Source organism: Vibrio sp. 2CM40D (genome assembly GCF_023161825.1).
Lineage (GTDB): Bacteria > Pseudomonadota > Gammaproteobacteria > Enterobacterales > Vibrionaceae > Vibrio > Vibrio alginolyticus.
Window position 1 is genome coordinate 89,833 of record NZ_JALNTL010000004.1, and the last position, 22,791, is coordinate 112,623.

Genomic DNA, 22,791 nt, shown 5'->3' on the forward strand with positions numbered 1-22,791 from the left:
CCTTTTTTGCGTTTTGTTTTTGCGTAAAGGCCACTGTGTTGTTCGTATAGCTCTTTGCTGCTTTGACTGAGTTTTGCTGACGCGAGAAGATCCCAGCATCAATATTTCGTAGTCGCTGATGTATTTTTTATGTAAAAAATATTTGTTGTAACTTTCATTTTGCATTCACATATTTGTTATACATTGGGCTAAAAAATCGGCGGTGTAGTGAATCCGTTCGTAAATTGTTTTCACAATGTAATCGTTTGCTTTTCCATGTGTGATCTAGATATCGTCTTGAGTACGCAAGAGCTGTATGGTACACAGAATGGCGTATTAAAAATTGTAATTTAGAACCCGCTTAGATAATTTATTACAAAAATTAGTGCAACTGTGTGCATTGTTTGCGTCAAAAAATAAGGAAAGAGTGGACGTTGCATACTGGAAGTGCCGTAGCTTTTTTATCCGTGTTGTAAGAGTTCACAGAAACTCAGAGACGGTTGCTAAATGTATTCGCTTGACTCCCCGAGTATGACTCATTCAAGCGAGTACCAAATCCAAGCTATAACGATATGGAGAACAACAAATGGCTGGTGTTTTGGGAATGATTCTTGCTGGCGGTGAAGGCTCTCGTTTGAGACCTTTAACGGAATCTCGCAGTAAACCTTCGGTACCGTTTGGTGGTAGTTATCGATTGATCGATTTTGCTCTAAACAATTTTGTTAATGCGGACCTGATGCGCATTTACGTCCTAACCCAATTTAAATCTCAATCTTTATTCCATCACTTAAAAAAGGGGTGGAACATCAACGGCATTACAGACCGCTTTATCGATCCTATTCCCGCTCAAATGCGTACTGGTAAACGTTGGTACGAAGGGACGGCGGACGCGATCTATCAAAACCTGCGTTTTATGGAGTTAGAGGAACCAGAGCAAGTTTGTATTTTTGGCTCTGACCATATCTATAAGATGGATATCAAACAAATGCTGAACTTCCACTCAGAAAAGCAGGCTTCTCTGACGGTATCTGCATTGCGCATGCCACTAAAAGAGGCGTCGCAATTTGGGGTTATCGAAGTGGATAGTGAAGGCCGTATGATTGGCTTTGAAGAAAAACCAGCAAATCCGAAGTCGATTCCTGGTGACCCGGATTACGCTTTAGTTTCAATGGGTAACTATGTTTTTGAAGCTCAGGTACTGTTCTCAGAGTTGGTCGAAGATGCGGATAATGAAGCTTCATCACATGATTTTGGAAAGGACATCATTCCAAAGATATTCCCTAGAGGTGATGTGTTCGTGTATGACTTCAGTACCAACAAAATCAGTGGCGAAAAAGAAGAGGTGTACTGGCGTGATGTCGGAACTATTGATGCGTACTGGCAAGCGCATATGGATCTGCTAGAAAAAGATGCACCATTTTCGCTGTACAACCGTAAATGGCCATTGCATACCTACTACCCACCATTGCCACCTGCGACATTTACCGACTCTGATAATGGTCGTGTGCAGATAATCGATAGTTTAGTGTGTAATGGCAGCTATGTTAGAGGCTCAAGAATCGAAAAGTCGGTGCTTGGTTTTCGCAGTAATATTGCTTCTGCTTGCGATATCAGCGAATGTATACTTCTTGGTGACGTAAAAATTGGCGAAGGATGTGTTTTACGTCGTGTGATTGTCGACAAGGATGCCGATATTGCTCCTGGTACTCAGATTGGTGTGAATCTTCAAGAAGATAAAAAACACTTCCACGTGTCTGAGGAGGGCATTGTTGTTATTCCGAAAGGAGCTCGAGTTGGCTACTAACAACTTATCTATTCTGTTTGTAGCTTCTGAGGTTGAAGGCCTCATTAAAAGTGGTGGCTTGGCAGATGTTGCCAAGGCACTACCGGAAGCCCTTCAAAACCTACAGCAAGACGTAAGAATTACCATCCCTGCGTACAGCAGTATTGATAAACTCGCAGACGCAGAAGTTGTATTAGAAACAGAATTAACATCATGGCCGCATACGGAGTATCGAGTTTTGCGGCTCATGTTAGGTCAAAATCCTGTTTACCTGATTGATTGTCCGCCGTATTTCAATCGACCATCAATGTATGCGGAGAACAACCAAGCGTATACTGATAACGGCGAGCGCTTTGCGTTTTTTAGTGCAGCATGTCTCGATATGTTACCCAAGCTCGCCTTTCAACCTAATATCATACACGCGAACGATTGGCACACAGGTCTTGTTCCATTTTTGCTCAAGCACAGGTATGGCAATGATCCGTTTTTTGCTCATACTAAAAGCGTCATTTCAATTCACAATGCGGTCTTTAAAGGCGTATTTAGTTATGAAGACGTGCAGTGTTTGCCAGAGTTTCATTATAGAAACGTTCCCGATGCTGCGGTGAGTGCAACGCATATTACGATGCTTAAAGCTGGTGTAATGAATGCAGATAAGATAAACGCGGTTAGCCCTACGTACGCAGAGGAACTAAAAACAGAGCTTGGCAGTCATGGAATGGCTTGGGAGTTTCAGCAACGCGCGCAGGACTTAGTTGGTATTTTGAACGGTTGTGATTACAGCGCTTGGAATCCGGAAACTGATACCTACTTGCCGGTTAATTACTGCGCCGACCAGCAAAGTATGTCGCAAGGGAAGAAAGCTTGTAAAAAAGCATTACAACAACGACTAAATTTGCCCGAAAAAAATGTAGCTATGTTCGGTATGGTTTGTCGGTTGACCCAGCAGAAAGGCGTTCATTACTTGTTGCCTGCTTTGGCCGATTTTTTGAAGCACGATGTTCAGCTAGTTGTCGTTGGGACCGGAGACCCTGTTCTTGCCGCTCAGTTACGAGAGGTTGCCGCGCGGTTTTCTAGCAAATTTGCCTTTGTAGAAGCGTATGACAATGAACTTGCGCATATCGTTGAAGCTGGTTCTGATTTCTTCTTGATGCCTTCTGAGTTTGAACCATGTGGCTTAAACCAAATCTATAGTATGGCTTATGGGACATTACCGATAGTACGCGGTGTTGGTGGCTTAAAGGACAGCGTTAGCGATTATGATGTAAACCCATCTGAAGCAACGGGGTTTGTTTTTTTCGAACCGACACCGCAGGCATTGTTGTTAACGATGCTAAGGGCACTGTTGCTCTACGCTCAAAACGAGCCTGAAGTGAATAAAGTACAGTTGCACGCGATGCAACAAGACTTTTGTTGGCAAAAGGCCGCAGAATCTTATTTGCAGCTTTACCACTCAGCGTTAGTTTGACTTAAAATTGTAACGAAAGGCACCGAATGAGGTGCCTTTATTATCTTGAGTAAGGGGAGTGTGGTAGGATGGCTTTTTACTCAATAGCACGATCTTTTTGATACTCAATATGACCCAGCCGCTACTTTTTCATAAAACCTATTTGCACCCTACTAGTAATGAGTGGGTTGTATTTGTGCACGGTGCTGGTGGTAGCTCTTCTATCTGGTTCAAGCAAATTAAAGCTTACAAGCAACACTTTAACTTATTGCTGATCGATTTAAGAGGTCATGGAAAGTCAAATCAGTTACTTAAAGAGCTCATTGCTAGCCGTTATACCTTTACGGAAGTTACCCAAGATATTTTGAAAGTATTGGACCATTTAAAGATCCAATCCGCTCATTTTGTCGGTATGTCGCTTGGTACTATTATTGTTCGAAACCTTGCTGAATTGTCATCAGAGCGCGTACGTTCGATGGTGCTCGGTGGTGCTGTCACAAGGCTTAACACTCGTTCTCAGATATTGGTGAAATTAGGTAATTTTTGTAAGCATATCCTACCGTACATGTGGCTCTACAAACTGTTCGCTTATATTGTTATGCCTCAAAGAAGCCAACGAGAATCTCGCCACCTTTTTATTCGCGAAGCCAAGAAGCTTTGCCAAAAAGAATTTAAACGTTGGTTTATTCTTGCCGCTGATGTAAATCCGTTAATGAAATATTTTAAAGATCGAGAGTTACCCATTCCGACTCTTTACTTAATGGGCGACAGGGATTACATGTTTATTAAACCTGTCAAAGAAATGGTTGCAGCACATAAGCTCAGCATTCTACGAGAAATCCCGAATTGTGGTCATGTATGCAATGTAGAGCGTCCAGAAGACTTCAATCAACACTCCATCGAGTTTATTAAACAGCAAGCTGTATGTGCTTAAAACTGAGTGCATCCACTGAATAGGAGAGCCGCTATAGCTCTCCTAGTTGATATCCACATTGCCAACATGCACCAAATTGCCCTTCGTTTATTTCATGACATTTTGGGCATTGCCAATCTTGATACTCATGCCTATCGGATTGTTTTCGATATGCTTTTACTATTTCTTCAGCTTTCATCTTTTGTGCCGTGTCAAAAAGCCACACATAAGGATCGGTATCATCACCAAACGGCAGTTCTCCTTTTAAGCCGAAAATACCTTCTCCGCGAACTTCACAGTAAATTTGTTCCACTTTAAGCAGCTCACATACAATGTGTGCTTCTGCTGGGTTTTTAGCGATAAATATTTTCATCAAAATACCCACTTCACCAATTACGAGTTTTGCTGACTTGGTGTCGGCCTTACTTTATTCATAACCCATTTAGTGATGATTGGAAATAGTCCCAATAGCGCAAAAGACGCTAATACTGCGGGTGAAACAATGCCCGATAGGCTTTCAATTGTTGTTAATTGAGTACCTGCATTCAGATATACGGCTGTGCCTGGCAGCATACCTATTTGGCTAGTGAGATAAAATCGACCTACAGACATCGGTGTTAAGCCCATCAGTAAGTTGATTAGAAAGAAAGGGAATACAGGGATTAGACGCAAGGAAAATAGATAAAAAGCTCCGTCTTTTTCGACACCTTGATTAATTGCGTTGAGTTTATTTCCGAATTTGTTTTGTACCCAGTCACGCAATAAGTATCGGCTGCTCAAGAAGGCCAGTGTTGCCCCCATAGTGCTAGCGAAAGAAACCAGTAGCAAGCTTGTCCAAAAACCAAATAAGGCTGCACCAAGTAAGGTGACTACTGCCGCTCCTGGGATAGAAAAAGCGGTAATTGCAATGTAGGTAAAAAAGTAAATCGCAGCCGAGAATACAAAATTCTGATCGATGTATGTAGTTAGTGCTTCTTGTTGGGCTTTTGCATTCTCTAAGGTTAAATACTGGCCAAAGTTAATACCTAAAAAGACGATAGCCGCTAGTAGGATGAGACCTAATATCAGTTTCTTATTCATAATTTTGATTCCAATTTGGGATATATGTAATAAGACAGTAGGAAAACCGAAAAAATTTCACAAAAAAACCGCAGATTAGACTGCGGTTTTACAAGATAGTTTTTAGGCCGACTTTTATTGGAGGCCGTTCATCAACTCATCTCGGCGAGCTTGAGGTACCACACTCCAATGAGTGCCGTTGATAGCACCTTCTAGTGCCCATAGCAACTCAATGTTGACGGTTGCAGAGTGCGTATCTCTTATCGCTTTATAGGCGTTAAGCGCACCTTCCTCTTCAAGCTTCTCTACGGATTCGATGCCGGCTTTTTTTAGCATGCGCTCGGTAGCCAGTCGTAAGTTAGGCAAATCTTTCAAACGGTTAGGCTTTGTACTTGCTTGCTGTTCTTTCTCAAGCTTTGCCTTTTTCAATGATTGATTCGCTACTTCGATTAAGCGTTCGCTTGATTCCCATAAATCGCTGGAAATAGCGTAGTACTTTGTAACGACTGGAAAGCCACGTTTTTTATAAACGTAAGGCTTTAGCCCTTGTTTCTCGAAGTCAGATGAAGTTTTTTGGTCTGCTCTGATATGAAGCTGATTGTTTACCACTAGTGCAAACATTGTTTCATCAGCGAATAGTCCGAAGCCACCAAACATTGAGCGCGACTTGATATTACCAAGTGCCTCAAATAGCTTCATAGAGTCTTTGAGTATCGGTTTATCCATGTTTTGTTATCTCGGTGTAATTAATATTACGCCACCAAAAGTCAGGTCCGAGAGAGTAGCAAACATGCGTAAAAACAATGTCATTACAGAGTAAAGTCATTGCTTACACACTTGCCATCGGTAACCCCGCTACCTTCCATATCGTAATATGGTTCAGGCCGGAGGCTTTGCGTCCCACTCTTTCGAATGGTTTGCCCTGTGCGTGACACAATGAGCATACTTCTTATATTGAATTAACATCACGGTTTAGCGTTAAAAGTGTGATTTCGGTTCAATAAAAATGATAGATTGAATGCTCTATTTTGCATATGGAAAGGTGCAAATTGGCCTTTGAAAAGGAGTTCTTAATATATATTACATTTATATAAAACAGGGAGTTAACGTTAGTCAATTGTTATTAGAGTGGTGTGAAGTATTAGAGAATGCTTAATTTTTCCAAAAAAATAAGCGCCCCTGTAGAGCGCTTATTTAACACGGTTAAATACAGTGAAATTTAGTTCATTTTTTTCACAGTATTTCGAATTACAAGCTCAGGTTGCATTTCGAAAATTCGTTTTTCGTGTTCTTTATCTTTGATACGCTCAAGTAGAATTTCGAATGCATTTTTACCAACACGACGTTTAGGTTGGTGGATAGTCGTTAGCGGTGGAGAGAAGTATTCCGCAAGCTCGATGTTGTCGTAGCCGATCACTGAAATATCTTCAGGAATTTTGATCCCGTTTTGTTGCAAGCGGCTCATTAGGCCTAGAGCCATTGTGTCGTTAAAACAGAATACCGCCGTCGGGCGCTTGTCCATTGCGGTAATTTTATCTGCAACTAATACGGCCGTATCACATTCAAAGTTACCTTCAAGGATCCAGTCTTCATTTACAGCTAGGTTCGCTTCGCTCATTGCGCGACGGAAACCTGCAATGCGCTCTTGGCAAGCAAGCTTTTCAAAATGACCGCTTAGACAAGCGATATCCGTATGACCATTGTCAATCAGATGTTTGGTTGCAATGTAGCCACCTTCTTCTGAGTTATCCATGATCTTGTCTGCTTGTGAGCTCTCTGGGCCCCAATCCATGACCACTTTAGGAATGTCCGCATGACGGTCAAGCATCTCTTTTAGTTCTTCGGTTAAGTCAGAACACATCACTAGGATGCCATCAACGCGCTTTTCAGCCAGCATACGAATGTAATCGCGTTGTTTTTCGTAAATCCCGCCTGTGTTACATAAAATCAGAGTATAGCCTTGGCGGTAACAGTAGCTCTCAACGCCATCAATCACTTCTGAGAAAAATAGGTTAGTTGATTGAGTTACTAACATGCCAATCGTACGAGTTGAGTTGCATTTTAGGCTGCGTGCAACGGCACTTGGCGCGTAATTCAGCTCGTCAACGGCTTTCATTACTTTTTCTTGCGTTGCTTCTGCAACGAAACGCGTTTTATTGATAACGTGCGAAACTGTCGTAGTGGAAACGCCGGCTAAGCGAGCAACGTCTTTTATCGTGGCCATAAATGGTGTCCTGTATCGAGCTACTGAAATATGTCGTATTGGATGTACCTGATGCTCTAATGGTTTCACACCTAGCAATCTAAAATTGGCGCTAAGTGTCTCGGCAGCGGTTGATCCAAGTGCGACAAAAGGGTGCGTAGCAGCATCGGTCGATGAATTTTATCTTTTTTCTATCTGATGAGAAATTGCCATCAACCTGTTAAGAAAACACAAAAACCGCTATATTTCAGCGGTTTACATATAAATCATATTTAATCGTTTGCGCTCACATTTTAGCCCTATGTGGACTGACTAGCAATGTTTTCAGCAAGAGATTTGTGTATTTGAAGTCACATTTTGACTGCTAAATAACCAAGCGTCTTTGCGCTAAGTTAAGGCAAACGAATATTATACCCAAGTTACTTACAATCGGTCACTTTCAGGCATACAGGAAGCCCGATAGGCAGGCTCCCTAAAAATAGGCGGCAATTATTCACCAAGAAGGTAGGCGCTGTCTAGCTTACAAAATGCAACTAATAGTTTCGCGACACTCGAGTAAAATCCAAATTCGTCGAATTGTTTACATTTGTCTGAAAACTGAGGTAACCAAGACATCAATTGTTGCTGGATAAAGTTGTTTTGTTTAACGAAGGCTTCTTCCATGTGTTTTTCTTGTTCAAGCTCGTTTGAGCGGATAATCATGTTCCCGAGAAAGTCGAGCTCAACGGCTAAGTGATCCGCAGGTTCCTTTAGGTTTTCGTCTACTTGAACGCCAAATTCAGCCATCAACTTTTCCATTTCCTCAGCTGGCTTGTCATTCAGTAAACCTGATTCACCAATGTACATGGATGCGTAAGGAAGAGCGCCGTATTTTTCTGTCTTCAAAAACAGTTCACAAAAGTCAGCTGCAAGCTCTAGTTGTGCATCTTCACGATCTTGTAACCGATTCAGCGCATCAACTAGGCTATCAACGGCTGGTTTTAGCGACTCATTTTCACCTAAACCTGCGAGAAAACTGCGAATTTCAACACTGTGATAGGCTTCCAATTCTTTCTCTGTTAGTTCTTTTGCGAACAAGCTCGAAAACCACCAGTAAATTTCAGCGCGTTTTTCATTAAAAGCTTTCACTTCTTGCATTTTGGGCTCCTGAATGATGCTTCAAGTCATGCATCACAAAGTCAATTAGGGATATCCCCTAAGTGTAATCAATTAAAATGAATAGCAGTAACTATAATTGTTATGTTTTATGGTCAAAAATGACCGTTTATTAATAGCAATGGGCAAGCTTGTTTTGAATCAATAAAAACGCTAAATCTTGCGTTTTAATGTATCTATGACTAGAAATGTTACTAGTTATGAATAGAATACGTCTTGGATAATAAGAAGACAGAAAAGTGGTGTAAATGAGCTATCACGTATTAGTCGTAGAAGATGATGTTGTAACTCGTAGTAAGCTTGCGGGATATTTCCAAAATGAGGGCTACCAAGTCAGCGAAGCAGAGAGTGGCGCGGAAATGCGTGAAGTTTTGCAAGCGGGCGATGTAGACCTGATCATGCTGGATATTAACTTGCCTGGTGAAGACGGCCTGATGCTTACTCGTGAGTTACGTAGCCAATCGGATATTGGTATCATATTAGTAACAGGACGCACGGATAGCATTGATAAAATCGTAGGCCTAGAAATGGGTGCTGACGATTATGTGACAAAACCTTTTGAACTGAGAGAGCTGTTAGTTCGCGTTAAAAACTTGCTGTGGCGTATTTCAGCGGCGCGCAGTGGCAGCTCGAAAGCGAATGAAACCAGTGAAGAGCACATTGTGCGCTTTGGGGAGTGGACATTCGACATTCAACGTCGCGCACTTAGCCGCAACGGTGAGCCAGTAAAACTAACTAAAGCAGAGTATGAACTTTTGGTGGCATTATCGTCTTACCCTAACCAGGTGTTAAGTCGTGAGCGTATTTTGAACATGATCAGCCATCGAGTGGATGCGCCGAATGACCGCACCATTGATGTTCTTATTCGACGTATGCGCGCAAAAATGGAGTTCGATCCTAAGAACCCACAGATTTTTGTAACGGTGCACGGCGAAGGCTATATGTTTGCTGGTGACTAGTTTGAACATAACTCAATCGTAAAAAGAAAAGGAGAGCTTCGGCTCTCCTTTTTTGTGGCTTCAAGATAATACTAGTTTGCTTCAACCATTGGTGTTTGGCCGACAGTATCACGCAACCTTTGCCAAATACTGCCCAAGTACTCATGCCAATAAAGCTCTGTTTGTTCTAAGTAACGCGCTTTAGGTGAGTATTTATCCCAAGGTTGACTTATCTCGCTAATAGCTAAGAAGTTGGTCGGGGCTGGGATTGGTTTAATGCCTGCTGCGTTGAACTCATACAATGCACGGCTCATGTGACTCGCAGAAGTGACTAACACAATCTCCTTTTGTTGGACGAATGCAGCCGCTTGACGCGCCTCTTCCCACGTATCTTTCGCATCTTCTAATAAAATGATATCGGATTTCGCGACTCCCAACGCAAGGGCAACGTTCGCCATCATTCGCGCGTGGCTAATTTCAGATCCGCCAGCATAGCCGGATAAGATTAATTTCGCGCCTGGATACATTCTTAAAATACGAATGCCCTCAGTTAAGCGCATTAATGCTGCACGGCTTAACTGCGAGGTGGGTGGAATTTCGTCATCGATAACATGACCATTCCCTAAAACCATCACGTAGTCGATGGTGCCAGAAACTGGCAAAAAGGCTTTATGCTCTCGCTCTAACGGCATAAGAAGCTTGGTTGAAACAGGTTGGAAGGCAACAAGAAAAATGCCAACAAAAGAGAATAGAACAACGAAGCAGCCAGTTTTACGTTTTGTAGTAAAACTAATGAGAGCAAGACCCAACAAGCCTATCAGCAGCAATGCCGGAAGGGGCATAAGCATGGCTGACACTACTTTTTTCAGCTCAAACATACATAAATAGTCCGAAAAAACATCAATTGATAATAAAAATGAGGGTATCCCTCTTTATTCCTGCTTTCCTTGTGCCAGAATAGCGGCACAATCCGTTATGATAACTCAGCAGAAGTGACAGAAGACCGCAATTTCGACGATATCGCCCACAAATTTGCAAAAAATATTTACGGCTCCGATAAAGGGGAGATCCGCCAAATCATTGTGTGGGAAGATTTTCTACAGATTCTAAGTGAATTAGATGCTGACCAGCAACCCCTAGAAGTGTTGGACGCTGGTGGTGGTTTGGCACAAATGTCGCAAAAGCTTGCTAAGCTCGGACATCGAATCGCTTTATGTGATCTATCTTCGGAAATGCTGCAGTTGGCTAAGCAGGATATTGAAAAAAACGGTTTGCTTGAGCAGTATCGCCTGATTCATTCGCCTGTCCAATCCATCGGTGAACATATGGATGGACGGGTCGATCTGGTTATGTTCCACGCTGTGATGGAGTGGCTGGTTGATCCTAAGGCCGCACTTGAAACAGTTCTAGAACAAGTAAAACCGGGAGGCATCGCATCAGTCATGTTCTACAACCACCACGGTTTAGTCTATAAAAACGTGGTTTGTGGCAACATTCCTCATATATTAGACGGCATGCCTCACCGAAAAAGATTTAAACTACAGCCGCAAAAAGGCTTAAAACCTGAAGAAGTCTACCAGTGGATAGAAAATTCAGGTTTTAATATTTGTGGCAAATCTGGTATTCGCTCATTTAGTGATTACATAGGCAATATGGAATACATGGGTGATTACGAGTTTGAAGATGTGTTGGCGCTAGAAAAACAACTTTGTCGACAAGAGCCATACCTCTCATTAGGCCGCTACATTCATGTGTGGGCTAAAAAGAACGATAAACAGGAATAACAATGAGTGAGATGACTCTCAATGCTGCAGAGCAACCAATCGATGAGCTGGTTGGCTGGGTTAAGCAGCACGATTTCTCGTTGAACCTGACCACAGAGCGATTGGCATTTTTGATAGCCATTGCCGTACTGAGTAATGAAAGGTTCGATGAAGAACTGGGTGAAGGTGAACTGCATGATGCATTTGCCATCGTCACTCGACTATTTGATGAGACCGGCGAAGCCTCCGCTTTTCGTGCGAACAATGCGATCAACGAGATGGTTAAGCAGCGTCTTATGAGCCGTTTTGTCAGTGAGATTACTGACGGAGCGAGCATTTACCGCTTGTCGCCATTAGCGATAGGAATAACCGACTACTACGTGCGTCACCGTGAGTTCTCAAAACTGCGTCTATCTATCCAGCTATCCATGGTAGCGGATGAAATGGCGAAAGCAATTGAGGCAGCACAAAAAGGTGGCACACCGGGTCACTGGAAGAAAAACGTATACGGTGTTTTAAAATATTCTGTAGGCGAAATCTTCGATCAAATTGATCTCAACCAACGTGTTATGGATGAGCAGCAACAGTCAGTGAAACAACAGATTGCTGACCTGCTTAACAAAGACTGGCGTGAAGCGATCAACAACTGTGAAGCACTTCTGTCAGAAACATCAAGCACGTTGCGTGAACTTCAAGATACGCTGCAAGCCGCCAGTGATGAACTGCAAACTCAGATCCTCGATATTCAAGAAATTGTTTACGGTGACCCTGAGCTGGAGTTTATCGAAGAAGCCTTGTTTGGTCTGCAAATGAAACTAGACCGAATCACAAGCTGGGGCCAGCAAGCGATCGACCTTTGGATTGGTTATGACCGACACGTGCATAAGTTTATTCGTACTGCAATCGATATGGATAAGAACCGTGCGTTTAGCTCGCGTCTGCGTCAATCCGTCAAAGATTACTTCGATGCGCCTTGGTATCTGACTTATGCAGATGCGGAGAGGCTTTCTGACCTTCGTGATGAGGCCCTAGTACTGCGTGATGACGAGGTAACGGGTCAAGTTCCGATGGAAGTAGAATACGAAGAGTTTCAACAAGTCAATGATGAGCTGTCTGAACGAATTGGTGACATGCTAAAAGCGCATAAAGATCAAGGCACACCAATCGACTTGAGTGTGGTACTGCGAGATTACCTTGCACAGCACCCTTACACTCATCATTTTGATTTAGCTCGCATTATCGTCGATCAAGCTGTACGTCTAGGGTATTCAGAATCGGATTACCAAGCGATTCAACCAGACTGGAAAGCAATCAACGAATTTGGGGCAAAGGTACAAGCGAATGTCATCGACCGATACTAATGAATACATGTCAGAGAATCTGGCAAAAGCAATTTCTAACCCTCTGTTCCCAGCGCTAGACAGCATGCTTCGAGCAGGGCGTCATATCTCAAGTGAAGATCTAGACAATCACGCGTTGTTGTCGGATTTCGAACTTGAGCTTTCTTCTTTCTACCAACGCTACAACACCGAATTGGTGAAAGCGCCAGAAGGTTTCTTCTACCTTCGTCCTCGTTCAACGTCTCTGATTGGCCGTAGTGTTCTTTCTGAACTGGATATGCTGGTGGGTAAGGTACTGTGTTTCCTTTACCTAAGCCCAGAGCGTCTTGCGCACGAAGGCATCTTCACTAACCAAGAGCTGTACGACGAACTGCTTGCTCTAGCAGATGAAAATAAGCTGATGAAGCTAGTGACGAACCGTGCTACCGGTTCTGACCTTGATAAAGAAAAGCTGTTTGAAAAAGTACGTACGTCACTTCGTCGTCTGCGTCGCCTAGGCATGATCATCAACATCGGTGAAACCGGTAAGTTCAGCATCAGTGAAGCGGTATTCCGCTTTGGTGCCGATGTACGTATTGGCGATGACATGCGTGAAGCGCAGCTGCGTCTGATCCGTGATGGTGAAGCGGTAGTGCACACCAAAGAGCCAAGCCAAGGCAGCTTATTGTCTGAAGAAGATCAAGACGACCAAGCCCAAGAAGAAACAACAGAAGAGGGTGAAGCATGAGCATGATTGAACGCGGTAAATACCAATCGCTGACCATGGTCAACTGGAACGGCTTCTTTGCCCGTACGTTTGACATCGATGGTCTGGTCACCACGCTATCAGGTGGTAACGGTGCAGGTAAATCAACCACAATGGCGGCGTTCATCACCGCATTGATTCCTGACCAAACGCTGCTGCACTTCCGTAACACGACAGAAGCAGGCAGCAGCCAATCGTCTCGCGACAAAGGTCTGTACGGTAAGCTACAGCCGGGCGCGTGTTATGCGGCGCTTGACGTGGTTAACTCACGTAACCAACGCCTATTGTTCGCAGTAAAACTGCAGCAAGTTGCAGGTCGTGATAAGAAAGTAGACATCAAACCGTTTGTTATCCAAGGTCTTCCAAGCCATGTGAAACCAACAGATATCTTGGTTGAAAGCGTATCTGCGACTCAAGCTCGTGTACGTCAAATCAATGAAGTAAAAGAATCAATCGCAGAATTTGAAGGCGTTCAATTTAAAGCCTTCTCTTCTATCGTGGATTACCACGCACAAATGTTTGAATTCGGTGTGATTCCGAAGAAACTGCGTAACTCTGGTGACCGTTCTAAATTCTACCGCCTGATCGAAGCATCGCTTTACGGTGGTATCTCAAGTGCGATTACCCGTTCGCTACGTGACTACCTTCTGCCACAAAACGGCGGCGTGAAGAAAGCGTTCCAAGATATGGAATCGGCGCTGCGTGAAAACCGCATGACGCTAGAAGCGATCAAAACTACGCAAGCAGACCGTGACTTGTTCAAACACTTGATCACAGAGTCGACTAACTACGTGGCAGCGGACTATATGCGCCATGCTAACGAGCGTCGTAAAAAACTAGAACAGACATTGTCTTTGCGTTCAGAGTTATTTGGTTCTCGCGAGACCTTGATTGAGCAAAACAATCTGCTTAATCGCGTTCAAGAAGAGCTGGAACTGCTGATCGAATCAGAATCTTCTTTAGAGCAAGACTACCAAGCGGCTTCTGATCACTTGCAACTGGTGCAAAACGCGCTGCGTCAGCAAGAGAAGATCGAACGCTACCAAGAAGATCTTGAAGAGCTGAGCGAGCGTCTTGAAGAACAAATGATGGTAGTGGAAGAAGCGCAAGAACGCGTGATGATGGCTGAAGAGCAAGCTACCGTTGCAGAAGAAGAGGTGGATAGCCTTAAGACGCAACTTGCTGATTACCAGCAAGCTCTTGACGTTCAGCAAACTCGCGCCCTTCAATATCAACAAGCAGTTCAAGCGCTGGAGAAAGCGAAGCTGCTACTTGGCGATGACAGCCTAACGGCGGAATCGGCTCAAGCGCTTGTCTCTGAGCTTAAGAGCAAAGAATCAGAACACACCAATGCGTTGCTATCGGTTAAGCACAAACTGGACATGTCCTCTGCAGCGGCAGAGCAGTTTGAAACCGCGCTTAAACTGGTACAAAGCATCGTTGGTCAAGTTGAGCGCAAAGACGCGTCTGAACATGCGAAAACTGCAATCGCGAAAGCGCGTGAGTCACAACAAATCGCACAAAACGAACAGCAATGGCGAGCACAACACCGTGATCTCGAACGCAGCCTTAACCAGCAGCGTCAAGCACGTGAACTGGTTGCTGAATACAAAAAGCAATATCACGTTGAACTAACCGATGAGGTTACGTTTGAACAAGAACGTGAACGTCATGCGACGCAAATCGAATCACTAGAGATAGCTCAAGAAGAAGTTCGTGATCAGCGTGGTGAACAGCGCCGTCTAGAGCAAAACGCGGTGGCAGAAATCAGTAAGCTTGAAGCAATAGCACCAGCTTGGATCGCGGCGAACGATGCGCTAGAGAAACTGAGAGAGCAGAGCGGTGAAGAGCTTGAGGATCGCCATGCGGTAATGAACCACATGCAAGTTGTCCTTGAACAAGAAAGGGAGCTGTCTTTAGCTAAAGATAAGCTTGCTGAGCGCCGTAGCCAACTAGACTCTGAGATTGAGCGTCTTGCTTCTCCTGGTGGTTCAAATGACCCTCGCCTGAAAGGTTTGGCAGATACGCTGGGCGGTGTATTGCTGTCTGAGATCTACGATGACATCACGATTGATGACGCGCCTTATTTCAGTGCGATGTACGGTCCGGCTCGTCACGCTATCGTTGTTTCTGACTTGTCAGGCATCGAAGAGAAACTGGTAGAGCTAGACGACTGTCCAGAAGACTTGTACATCATTGAAGGTGACATCGATGCCTTTGATGACAGCTCGTTCGATGCAGAAGAGTTAGAGGGCGCGGTTTGCGTTCGTATGAACGATCGCCAAATGCGTTACTCTCGCTTGCCTGAGATCCCATTGTTTGGCCGTGCGGCACGTGAGCAGCGTCTAGAGTTGCTGCGTAACGAACGAGAAGAAGTGGTAGAGAAACACGCAAAAGCGGCGTTTGATTCTCAGAAAATGCAGCGCTTGTACCAAGCGTTTAACCTATTTGTGTCTAACCACATTCAGGTTGCTTTTGACGCCGATCCAGAACAAGCACTGGCAACTATTCGTGATAAGCGTAACCAAATTGCTCGCGTGTTGGCGGATCTGGATGCGAAAGAGCAACAACAACGTTCTCAGCTTCAAACCAGCAAGCAAGCGTTGTCTTCTCTGGACAAGCTAGCGTCACACATGGTGCTTGTTGAAGATGAGTCATTGCAAGCGCGTTTTGATGAGCTAGAAGAGAAAATCGCTCAGCTTGCAGAGGCGAAGAACTTCTTAAGCAACCATGCAAAAGCCGTCGCGCAATTAGAGAATATTGCGTCTGCGCTTGATGCTGACCCAGAGCAATTCGACGCGCTAGAAGCAGAATACAAAGCGGCAGACGAACAGCTACAAGATCTTAAGAAGCAAATCTTTGCACTCTCAGATCTCGTTGAGCGTCGCCACTACTTCGCTTACTCAGATTCAGTAGACCTACTGAACAAGAGCAGCGAACTGAGCGAGCAGCTAAAAGCAAAACTGGTTCAAGCTGAACAAATGCGTACACGCTCTCGTGAAGAGTTGAAACAGTCGCAAGGTCAAATGAACCAATACAACCAAGTATTGGCATCATTGAAGAGTTCACACCAAGCGAAACTGGAAACGGTTCAAGAGTTCAAACAAGAACTTCAAGAGTTTGGCGTGAACGCGGACGAAGGTGCAGAAGAACGTGCAATGCGTCGTCGTGACGAACTGCACGAGCGTCTACACACGTCTCGCAGTCGTAAGAGCGAATACGAGCGCACGATCACCTCTACTGAACTCGAGATGAAAGGCTTGGCGAAACGCCTGAAGAAAGTTCAGAAAGAATATGTTGAGTTGCGTACCTTCGTGGTTGCAGCGAAAGCTGGCTGGTGTTCAGTACTTCGTTTAGCGCGTGAGAACGATGTTGAGCGTCGTCTACACAAGCGTGAACTGGCTTACATGTCTGCGGATGAGCTGCGTTCTATGTCTGATAAATCATTGGGGGCGCTGCGTCTAGCGGTTGCGAACAATGACGACCTGCGTGATGCGCTGCGTCTATCAGAAGATAACGCACGTCCAGAGCGTAAAGTTCTGTTCTATATTGCTGTATACCAACACCTTCGTGAGCGTATTCGTCAGGATATCATCCGTACTGATGACCCAGTTGAAGCAATCGAAGAGATGGAAGTCGAGCTGGCGCGTCTAACGGAAGAGCTAACGCAACGTGAAAACCGTCTAGCGATCAGCTCTGAGTCAGTAGCGAGCATTATCAAGAAGACGATTCAGCGCGAGCAAAACCGTATTCGTATGCTGAACCAAGGCCTGTCGAACATCTCGTTTGGTCAGGTGAAGGGCGTACGTCTAAACGTGAAGATCCGCGAAAGTCACGAAGTGCTACTGAACGGTCTAGCGACACAGCAAGAGCAGCACAAAGACCTGTTTGAATCGACTCGCTTTACTTTCTCCGAAGCAATGGCGAAGCTGTTCCAACGTGTGAACCCACATATCGATATGGGTCAACGTTCTCCTCAGGTTCTGGGTGAAGAGCTACTGGATTACCGTAACTACCTAGAGCTAAGTGTAGAAGTGAACCGTGGTACAGATGGTTGGCTACAGGCTGAGTCTGGCGCGCTATCAACAGGTGAAGCGATCGGTACCGGTCAGTCAATCCTTCTGATGGTTGTTCAAAGCTGGGAAGAAGAGTCTCGTCGTCTACGCAGCAAAGACATTGTGCCTTGTCGTCTGCTCTTCTTGGATGAAGCAGCGCGTCTGGATGCGAAATCGATCGCGACATTGTTCGAATTATGTGACCGTCTGGATATGCAGCTTCTTATCGCGGCACCAGAAAACATCAGCCCAGAGAAAGGTACGACCTACAAACTGGTACGTAAGGTGTTTAAAGACCACGAGCACGTACACGTAGTTGGTCTGCGTGGTTTTGGTCAAACGGATAAGCCTAAGACCGAAGCGCAAGAGATGATTGAAGAGTTTGAATCGTAAACTTCGAATCTAATAAAACGCCCGCAATGAACGCGGGCGTTTTTGTATCTGTTTACGAGGCAGGCTTCGAAATACATAAGATAAGCCGAGACTGTAGGACGGCAGTCTCGGCTTATTAACGGAACTTAATGAGGAAGCGACGTTTATTCCTCTGGAATATCGTCCCTGACTTCGATCATTTCAGCAAGCTCTTCAAGTGCTTGGACAGAAAGCTCAGACAAGCGTTGTAGGTGTTGGTCTAAGCTCTCTTGTTCTTCAAGCTCTGGTTCATCATTATTTGTTTCTTTTATTAGCATTTCCCAACCTCTCAAGTTGAGTAAGGGGAGCTCTCATCATACTCAAAAGGCAAAGTAGAAAAGAAACGATCTATGTTGATTTTGTTAGCTCGATCATTGATTCAACTTATATATGAGAAGGATGTGTTTAATAAGGAGAGCAAGTGCAAGGTTTTTGGATGCGGGAACAAAAACGCCAGTAATCATGACAATTACTGGCGAGTAATAACGAACATTAGGTCGGAGGGTTAGAACAACGGCTTCACACCGAACTGCTCTGCTGCGTAAGCGACGCGTTCAATCGGTTTTGGATACTCAGCAGGTGTGCCAAGGCTCTCTATGTGTTTCAAACGAGGAAGCAAGCCTGCACCATTAGCGATTTGGATTGCCAGACCAGGGCGAGCGTTAAGCTCTAAAACCATAGGTCCTTCATCTTTATCCAGCACCATATCCGTACCCATGTATCCCAAACCTGTCATTTCCCAGGCACTTGACGCAAGCTCCAGCAAGCGCTCCCAATGCGGTACTTGAAGGGTCGAAAGGTCTTTACCTGTATCAGGGTGATGAGTAACTGGATGATCGAACTGCACCGCTCTGACGGCTTTACCTGTCGCGATGTCAATGCCTACTCCTACGGCACCTTGGTGAAGGTTTGCTTTGCCGTCGGAAGCCGCTGTAGAACAGCGCATCATCGCCATAACTGGATAACCTTTAAATACGATGATCCGAACATCTGGTACGCCTTCATAACTGAAGCCATCAAAACAGTCATCAAACTTGATTAAGTTTTCAACCACAGCAACGTCATTTTTACCACCAAGAGAGAAAAGGCCAGCAAGCGCATTACTAATGTGACGCTCGACCTCATCCCTACCAATTGTAGAGCCGGAGGGTTTAGTATATACCCCGTTTTTGTGAGACGTAACAACCAGAATGCCTTTACCGCCACTACCTTGTGCAGGTTTGATTACAAAACCAGGCCAGTTCTCAACCATTTTGTGGATAGTCTTAACTTCAGCTTGGTTATGAATGACACCGATCAGGGCAGGAACTGTTGCTCCTGCTGCCTGTGCAATAATTTTGGTCTTTAGCTTGTCATCGACAAGTGGGTATTTAGAACGATCATTGTAACGGCCAATATAGCTGTGGTTACGCTTGTTCATCCCCATAATGCCTTTATGGCGAAGCTTAGACGGCGAAGTAAAACTTTCGAACATCGTTTAGTCCTCCGCTAGTGGTTTGAAGCGTCGTAGCTCAGTGAGGCGGTAACCTGTGTAAGTACCTAGTAATAGAATACCGGCCAGAACAATCAACTGTAGACCAATAAAGTTAAAGGTTAAGTGTTGAATGTATGAGTTCGTCATTGCAAGGTAAACTAATACCGCTGTCAGCAATGAACCACCACCTTGCAGGGCAACTTCCTTCGCACCTTCTTCTTCCCATAGGATTGACATACGTTCAATCGTCCAAGACAAGATGATCATAGGGAAGAAGGTAATTGTTAGGCCTTCCGTTAAGCCCATCTTAAACGCAACAACGGTGAACACCGAGATGATCATGATAACGGTAATAATGACCGCAGATATCCTTGCTACCAGCAATAAGTTCAACCTAGACAAATAGCTTCGAATAATCAGGCCTGTACCTACAATTAGCAAGAAACCGACAATACCCGTTAATAGTTGAGTTTGAACAAAAGCAACGGCAATCAACACAGGCATGAAGGTACCGGATGTTTTCAGGCCGATAATCACACGCAAGAACACAACGATCAGAGCACCGATAGGGATGAGCATGATGGTTTTGAACATCGCTTGCTCTTCCAAAGGTAAGCTATGAATTGAAATATTCAGTAATCCATCTGCTTCTATTTTGTTGTTTGTAGCTTGTTGTGGTGTCATTTCTTGCTTAATCATCGAGAAATGCACTTGGCTATTTTTACCACCAACAAGGTCAAGTAAGGATACGTTTGATTCATCCCACACTAACAAGTTGGGTTTCACTGCTTTTTGTTCGGATTTTGGTGAAAACAGTACCCAATCTTTACCTGACCAAACCTGAACCATTGGTTGAATTGTTTGGCGTCGACGACCATCTTCTAGTTCGATAACACCGACGGTTTTGCTTTGTATACCTGCGGTAAGCAAAATATTATGCAGTGCATCAGTACGGCTGAAATCGTTCAGTAGTAGCGACGAGTTTTGGCTATCTGGGTCATTAAGCGCTTTGATAAGCTCACGAGTAAACGTCACATTATCGGCTGAGCGACTCATCGCACGTTCGATAAGGGCATTTGCCGCTGCTGCTTGTGGCGCTGAAAGCGTTGGTGGCGTAATGTCTTCCGTTGGCGGTAAAGGAGTGACTTTAGCCTGAGGGTCCACTAAGAACTGGGCTTTGTAGTATATGGTTTGTGGCCCTTGAGCTTGGCGAATTGACCATTCTGCACGACGGCCTGAATCGTCATTGATGTAGGAAACGCCATAACCTGATGAGGAAGCAGATTCACCTATAAGTGTGTAACCACTTTGTGTATGAGGTGCTGCAAGTGACGCTTTTACTTCGTTGCCGTTAGCATTGAACTCAATACGAGCTTCTACATCCCATACCTGGCGAGTTTCGCCTGGCGTCCAAGGCACGCCGTAGTTTTCATGTCTGAAAACACTCAGAGCAATGCCCGCAATCACCAATAAGATGATAGAAAGGTAAAACGGTATTTTTGACGTCATAATCTACCTTATTATTTTTTATCTTCGTCCGTTTGGATATAGGTACGACTTACATCGACAAGTGCTATGTCGCGCATAAATTCTCTACCCAGTAAAATAGGATGGTTCATATGTGAGCGATCTGCCAACGTAAATTGCGCTTTTTCATGAATTTTTCCAACGCGCACCCAAAGTTCTACCACAGCGCGGCGTTCTAACTCTTCACTGGTAACCTGGCGGATTTTGACGTAGCGAATGACAGGAGCTTCGATCCAAGTACTTTTCTCTTCTTCGGATTTACTGGTGTCTGCTAAGTGGAATCGGACCCATTTTTTGCCATTTCTTTCGAACTCTTCAATATCAACGGCATTTAAAGACGACGTCGCGGCACCAGTGTCGATACGTGCATCAAAAGTTTGCTTAATCGACTCTACAGTGACCTTTTCGATAGAGCCAAGGACAATATCGTGAGTTGGGGTTGGTTCCACAGGAGCGGGAGATTGGACAATAATCGGCTCTTTCGGTTTTTTTACTTCTGCCATTGCTTCATCGCGAAATGTAAGAAGTTCAACCTGTAGTTTATCGACTTGTTCTTCAAGGCTGTCGATATAGTCCGATTGGTTGCTGAGCTGAAGCTCTAGGTTGGTAATGCGATTATTGACATTCGCTTCTGAATTTTGAATCGCCGCTAACGTTTCTTGGTGGTACTGTTCGCCTTTGGTTAGTGAGCATCCAGATAGTAAGGCGATGGCAACAATCGGGGTCAATCGTAATAACATTGAAAACCTTGGGATTGGATTAAGTTGTTTATTTTTTAGGAGTTTAGCTTATATCGATAAAGCCTCACAAGTAAGAATGTTTCTCTATTACTTATTGTTTGAGGAATAGTGATGAAAAGCCAAAAATCAAGGACATAAAAGCGCATCCTTATTTAGAGCGTGCTCATATTTTGACGTGAAAAATGGATTCAAAAAACAAACTCGCTCATTACGAGGAAAGAGGGTAATGTCTTAACTCGTAAAATGAGTTAAGACAATGTCAGGAATCTCAGCGAATTATGATTTGCGAGCGACAAGAACCGCGCGGCGAGGGGCAGGATAGCCTTCTACAGTTTTGCTTGGGTCGTTCGGATCTAAGTAGTCAGGTAGAGAGTTATGCGTCATCCAATCTGTGGTACGTTGTTCATCTACGGATGTGATGTTTTCATCAACGATACGAACATCTTCAAAACCGACCAATTCTAGCCACACTTTTAGGGCTTTTGCTGAAGGGAAGAAATAGACATTACGCATTTGCGCGTAACGAGAAGTCGGGACCAGTACTGCATTCTCATCACCTTCAATCACGAGTGTTTCCAATACGAGTTCACCTCCAGATACCAATTGATCTTTTAGTTGCACTAAATGATCGAGAGGCGAGCGGCGATGGTAAAGCACGCCCATGCTGAATACTGTATCGAACGCTTCCAACTTAGGTAGTTGTTCAATGCCCAATGGCAGTAGGTGTGCACGTTGGTCATCGCCCATTAGTTTACGAATTGCTTCGAACTGAATTAGAAACAGGTGAGATGGATCGATACCGACAGTTAAGCGTGCACCTTCGCCTAGCATGCGCCACATGTGGTAGCCGTTACCACAACCTACATCGAGTACGCTGCGATTCTTTAATGGAGAAATATGTGGAAGCACGCGGTCCCATTTCCAATCACTGCGCCACTCAGTATCAATATGGATGCCGTGTACGTGGTATGGGCCTTTGCGCCAAGGATGGAATGTACGAAGTAAGCTTTCTAGCTTTTTAAGTTCCCCTTGAGGCATCGGCTCATTGTTTGAAATCGTGACAGAATCAACAATGTCGATGCTGTCCGGTCTACCCGCTGGGATTTTGTTCAGGGCTTTCAACCAGCGACCAAAGTCACCGTGCTCTGCATTTTGCCAATCCGTTAGCTGTTGTGGAAGCACATTAAGCCAAGGTTGAAGACGGGTGTCTTGGGCAATCAATTGGTAGAAATTTGCAAAGTTAAACATAGTTAGTTAAT

19 protein-coding genes and 1 riboswitch are annotated in these 22,791 nt (G+C 44.4%); of the genes, 8 read left to right on the forward strand and 11 right to left on the reverse strand.

The window, feature by feature from the left end:
- Positions 1-565 precede the first annotated feature (565 nt).
- From glgC to MTF70_RS10020, 3 genes are all read left to right on the forward strand, one after another.
- Complete coding sequence (glgC, locus tag MTF70_RS10010) at positions 566-1,783, forward strand: glucose-1-phosphate adenylyltransferase (protein WP_205460883.1); 1,218 nt, start codon at positions 566-568, stop codon at positions 1,781-1,783.
- The gene (glgA, locus tag MTF70_RS10015; RefSeq protein WP_042522112.1) at positions 1,773-3,230 is read left to right on the forward strand and encodes a glycogen synthase GlgA; all 1,458 of its coding nucleotides are present in this window, start codon (positions 1,773-1,775) and stop codon (positions 3,228-3,230) included. The genes glgC and glgA overlap by 11 nt, the downstream gene beginning before the upstream one ends.
- A 109-nt stretch (positions 3,231-3,339) precedes the next feature.
- Positions 3,340-4,143, forward strand: a complete 804-nt coding sequence (locus MTF70_RS10020; protein WP_017820032.1) for an alpha/beta hydrolase — start codon at positions 3,340-3,342, stop codon at positions 4,141-4,143.
- Positions 4,144-4,174: 31 nt separating this feature from the next.
- Here the strand turns inward: MTF70_RS10020 and MTF70_RS10025 are convergent, their stop codons facing one another.
- From MTF70_RS10025 to torD, 5 genes are all read right to left on the reverse strand, one after another.
- A complete protein-coding gene (locus tag MTF70_RS10025; RefSeq protein WP_017820033.1) occupies positions 4,175-4,495 on the reverse strand; it encodes a DUF2007 domain-containing protein in 321 nt (106 codons plus the stop codon).
- A 20-nt stretch (positions 4,496-4,515) separates the two neighbouring features.
- The gene (locus MTF70_RS10030; RefSeq protein WP_205460884.1) at positions 4,516-5,202 is read right to left on the reverse strand and encodes a TVP38/TMEM64 family protein; all 687 of its coding nucleotides are present in this window, start codon (positions 5,200-5,202) and stop codon (positions 4,516-4,518) included.
- Positions 5,203-5,316: 114 nt separating this feature from the next.
- Positions 5,317-5,907: a TfoX/Sxy family DNA transformation protein gene (locus MTF70_RS10035; protein WP_005378367.1), complete on the reverse strand. Its 591-nt coding sequence runs from the start codon at positions 5,905-5,907 to the stop codon at positions 5,317-5,319.
- 116 nt (positions 5,908-6,023) lie between these two features.
- A riboswitch (cyclic di-GMP riboswitch) is annotated at positions 6,024-6,113 on the reverse strand.
- A 287-nt stretch (positions 6,114-6,400) separates the two neighbouring features.
- Complete coding sequence (gene purR, locus MTF70_RS10040; protein WP_005378368.1) at positions 6,401-7,405, reverse strand: HTH-type transcriptional repressor PurR; 1,005 nt, start codon at positions 7,403-7,405, stop codon at positions 6,401-6,403.
- 468 nt (positions 7,406-7,873) lie between these two features.
- The gene (gene torD, locus MTF70_RS10045) at positions 7,874-8,521 is read right to left on the reverse strand and encodes a molecular chaperone TorD (RefSeq protein ID WP_170890551.1); all 648 of its coding nucleotides are present in this window, start codon (positions 8,519-8,521) and stop codon (positions 7,874-7,876) included.
- A 266-nt stretch (positions 8,522-8,787) separates the two neighbouring features.
- Between torD and torR the strand changes: the two genes are divergently transcribed.
- Positions 8,788-9,498, forward strand: a complete 711-nt coding sequence (gene torR / locus MTF70_RS10050; RefSeq protein ID WP_005378370.1) for a two-component system response regulator TorR — start codon at positions 8,788-8,790, stop codon at positions 9,496-9,498.
- Between the two features lie 71 nt (positions 9,499-9,569).
- On the opposite strand, the gene elyC is transcribed toward torR, so the two are convergent.
- Positions 9,570-10,355, reverse strand: coding sequence for an envelope biogenesis factor ElyC (elyC, locus tag MTF70_RS10055; RefSeq protein ID WP_005387893.1), 786 nt, complete (start codon positions 10,353-10,355; stop codon positions 9,570-9,572).
- 114 nt (positions 10,356-10,469) lie between these two features.
- Here elyC and cmoM point away from each other — a divergent pair, with 114 nt between their 5' ends.
- Genes cmoM through mukB form a run of 4 tightly spaced genes read left to right on the forward strand, consistent with a single transcriptional unit; the run spans position 10,470 to position 17,773 of the window.
- A complete protein-coding gene (cmoM, locus tag MTF70_RS10060; RefSeq protein WP_065275056.1) occupies positions 10,470-11,261 on the forward strand; it encodes a tRNA uridine 5-oxyacetic acid(34) methyltransferase CmoM in 792 nt (263 codons plus the stop codon).
- 2 nt (positions 11,262-11,263) lie between these two features.
- On the forward strand, positions 11,264-12,601 hold the full coding sequence (gene mukF / locus MTF70_RS10065; protein WP_017634722.1) for a chromosome partition protein MukF: 1,338 nt from the start codon (positions 11,264-11,266) through the stop codon (positions 12,599-12,601).
- Complete coding sequence (gene mukE / locus MTF70_RS10070) at positions 12,582-13,307, forward strand: chromosome partition protein MukE (RefSeq protein WP_005378379.1); 726 nt, start codon at positions 12,582-12,584, stop codon at positions 13,305-13,307. Before mukF ends, mukE begins: the two co-directional genes overlap by 20 nt.
- Before the next feature lie 2 nt (positions 13,308-13,309).
- Positions 13,310-17,773: a chromosome partition protein MukB gene (mukB, locus tag MTF70_RS10075; protein ID WP_248394035.1), complete on the forward strand. Its 4,464-nt coding sequence runs from the start codon at positions 13,310-13,312 to the stop codon at positions 17,771-17,773.
- 143 nt (positions 17,774-17,916) lie between these two features.
- Here the strand turns inward: mukB and MTF70_RS10080 are convergent, their stop codons facing one another.
- The 5 genes from MTF70_RS10080 to cmoB all read right to left on the reverse strand — a co-directional run bounded on the left by MTF70_RS10080 (position 17,917) and on the right by cmoB (position 22,780).
- Positions 17,917-18,069, reverse strand: a complete 153-nt coding sequence (locus tag MTF70_RS10080; protein WP_005378381.1) for a hypothetical protein — start codon at positions 18,067-18,069, stop codon at positions 17,917-17,919.
- Between the two features lie 227 nt (positions 18,070-18,296).
- Positions 18,297-19,265, reverse strand: a complete 969-nt coding sequence (locus MTF70_RS10085) for an alpha-L-glutamate ligase-like protein (protein WP_005378387.1) — start codon at positions 19,263-19,265, stop codon at positions 18,297-18,299.
- Positions 19,266-19,268: 3 nt separating this feature from the next.
- Positions 19,269-20,774, reverse strand: a complete 1,506-nt coding sequence (locus MTF70_RS10090; protein ID WP_005378389.1) for an inactive transglutaminase family protein — start codon at positions 20,772-20,774, stop codon at positions 19,269-19,271.
- 11 nt (positions 20,775-20,785) lie between these two features.
- A complete protein-coding gene (locus MTF70_RS10095) occupies positions 20,786-21,532 on the reverse strand; it encodes an ATP-dependent zinc protease (protein WP_005378391.1) in 747 nt (248 codons plus the stop codon).
- A gap of 276 nt (positions 21,533-21,808) precedes the next feature.
- Positions 21,809-22,780, reverse strand: a complete 972-nt coding sequence (gene cmoB, locus MTF70_RS10100; RefSeq protein WP_054700774.1) for a tRNA 5-methoxyuridine(34)/uridine 5-oxyacetic acid(34) synthase CmoB — start codon at positions 22,778-22,780, stop codon at positions 21,809-21,811.
- Positions 22,781-22,791: the final 11 nt, after the last annotated feature.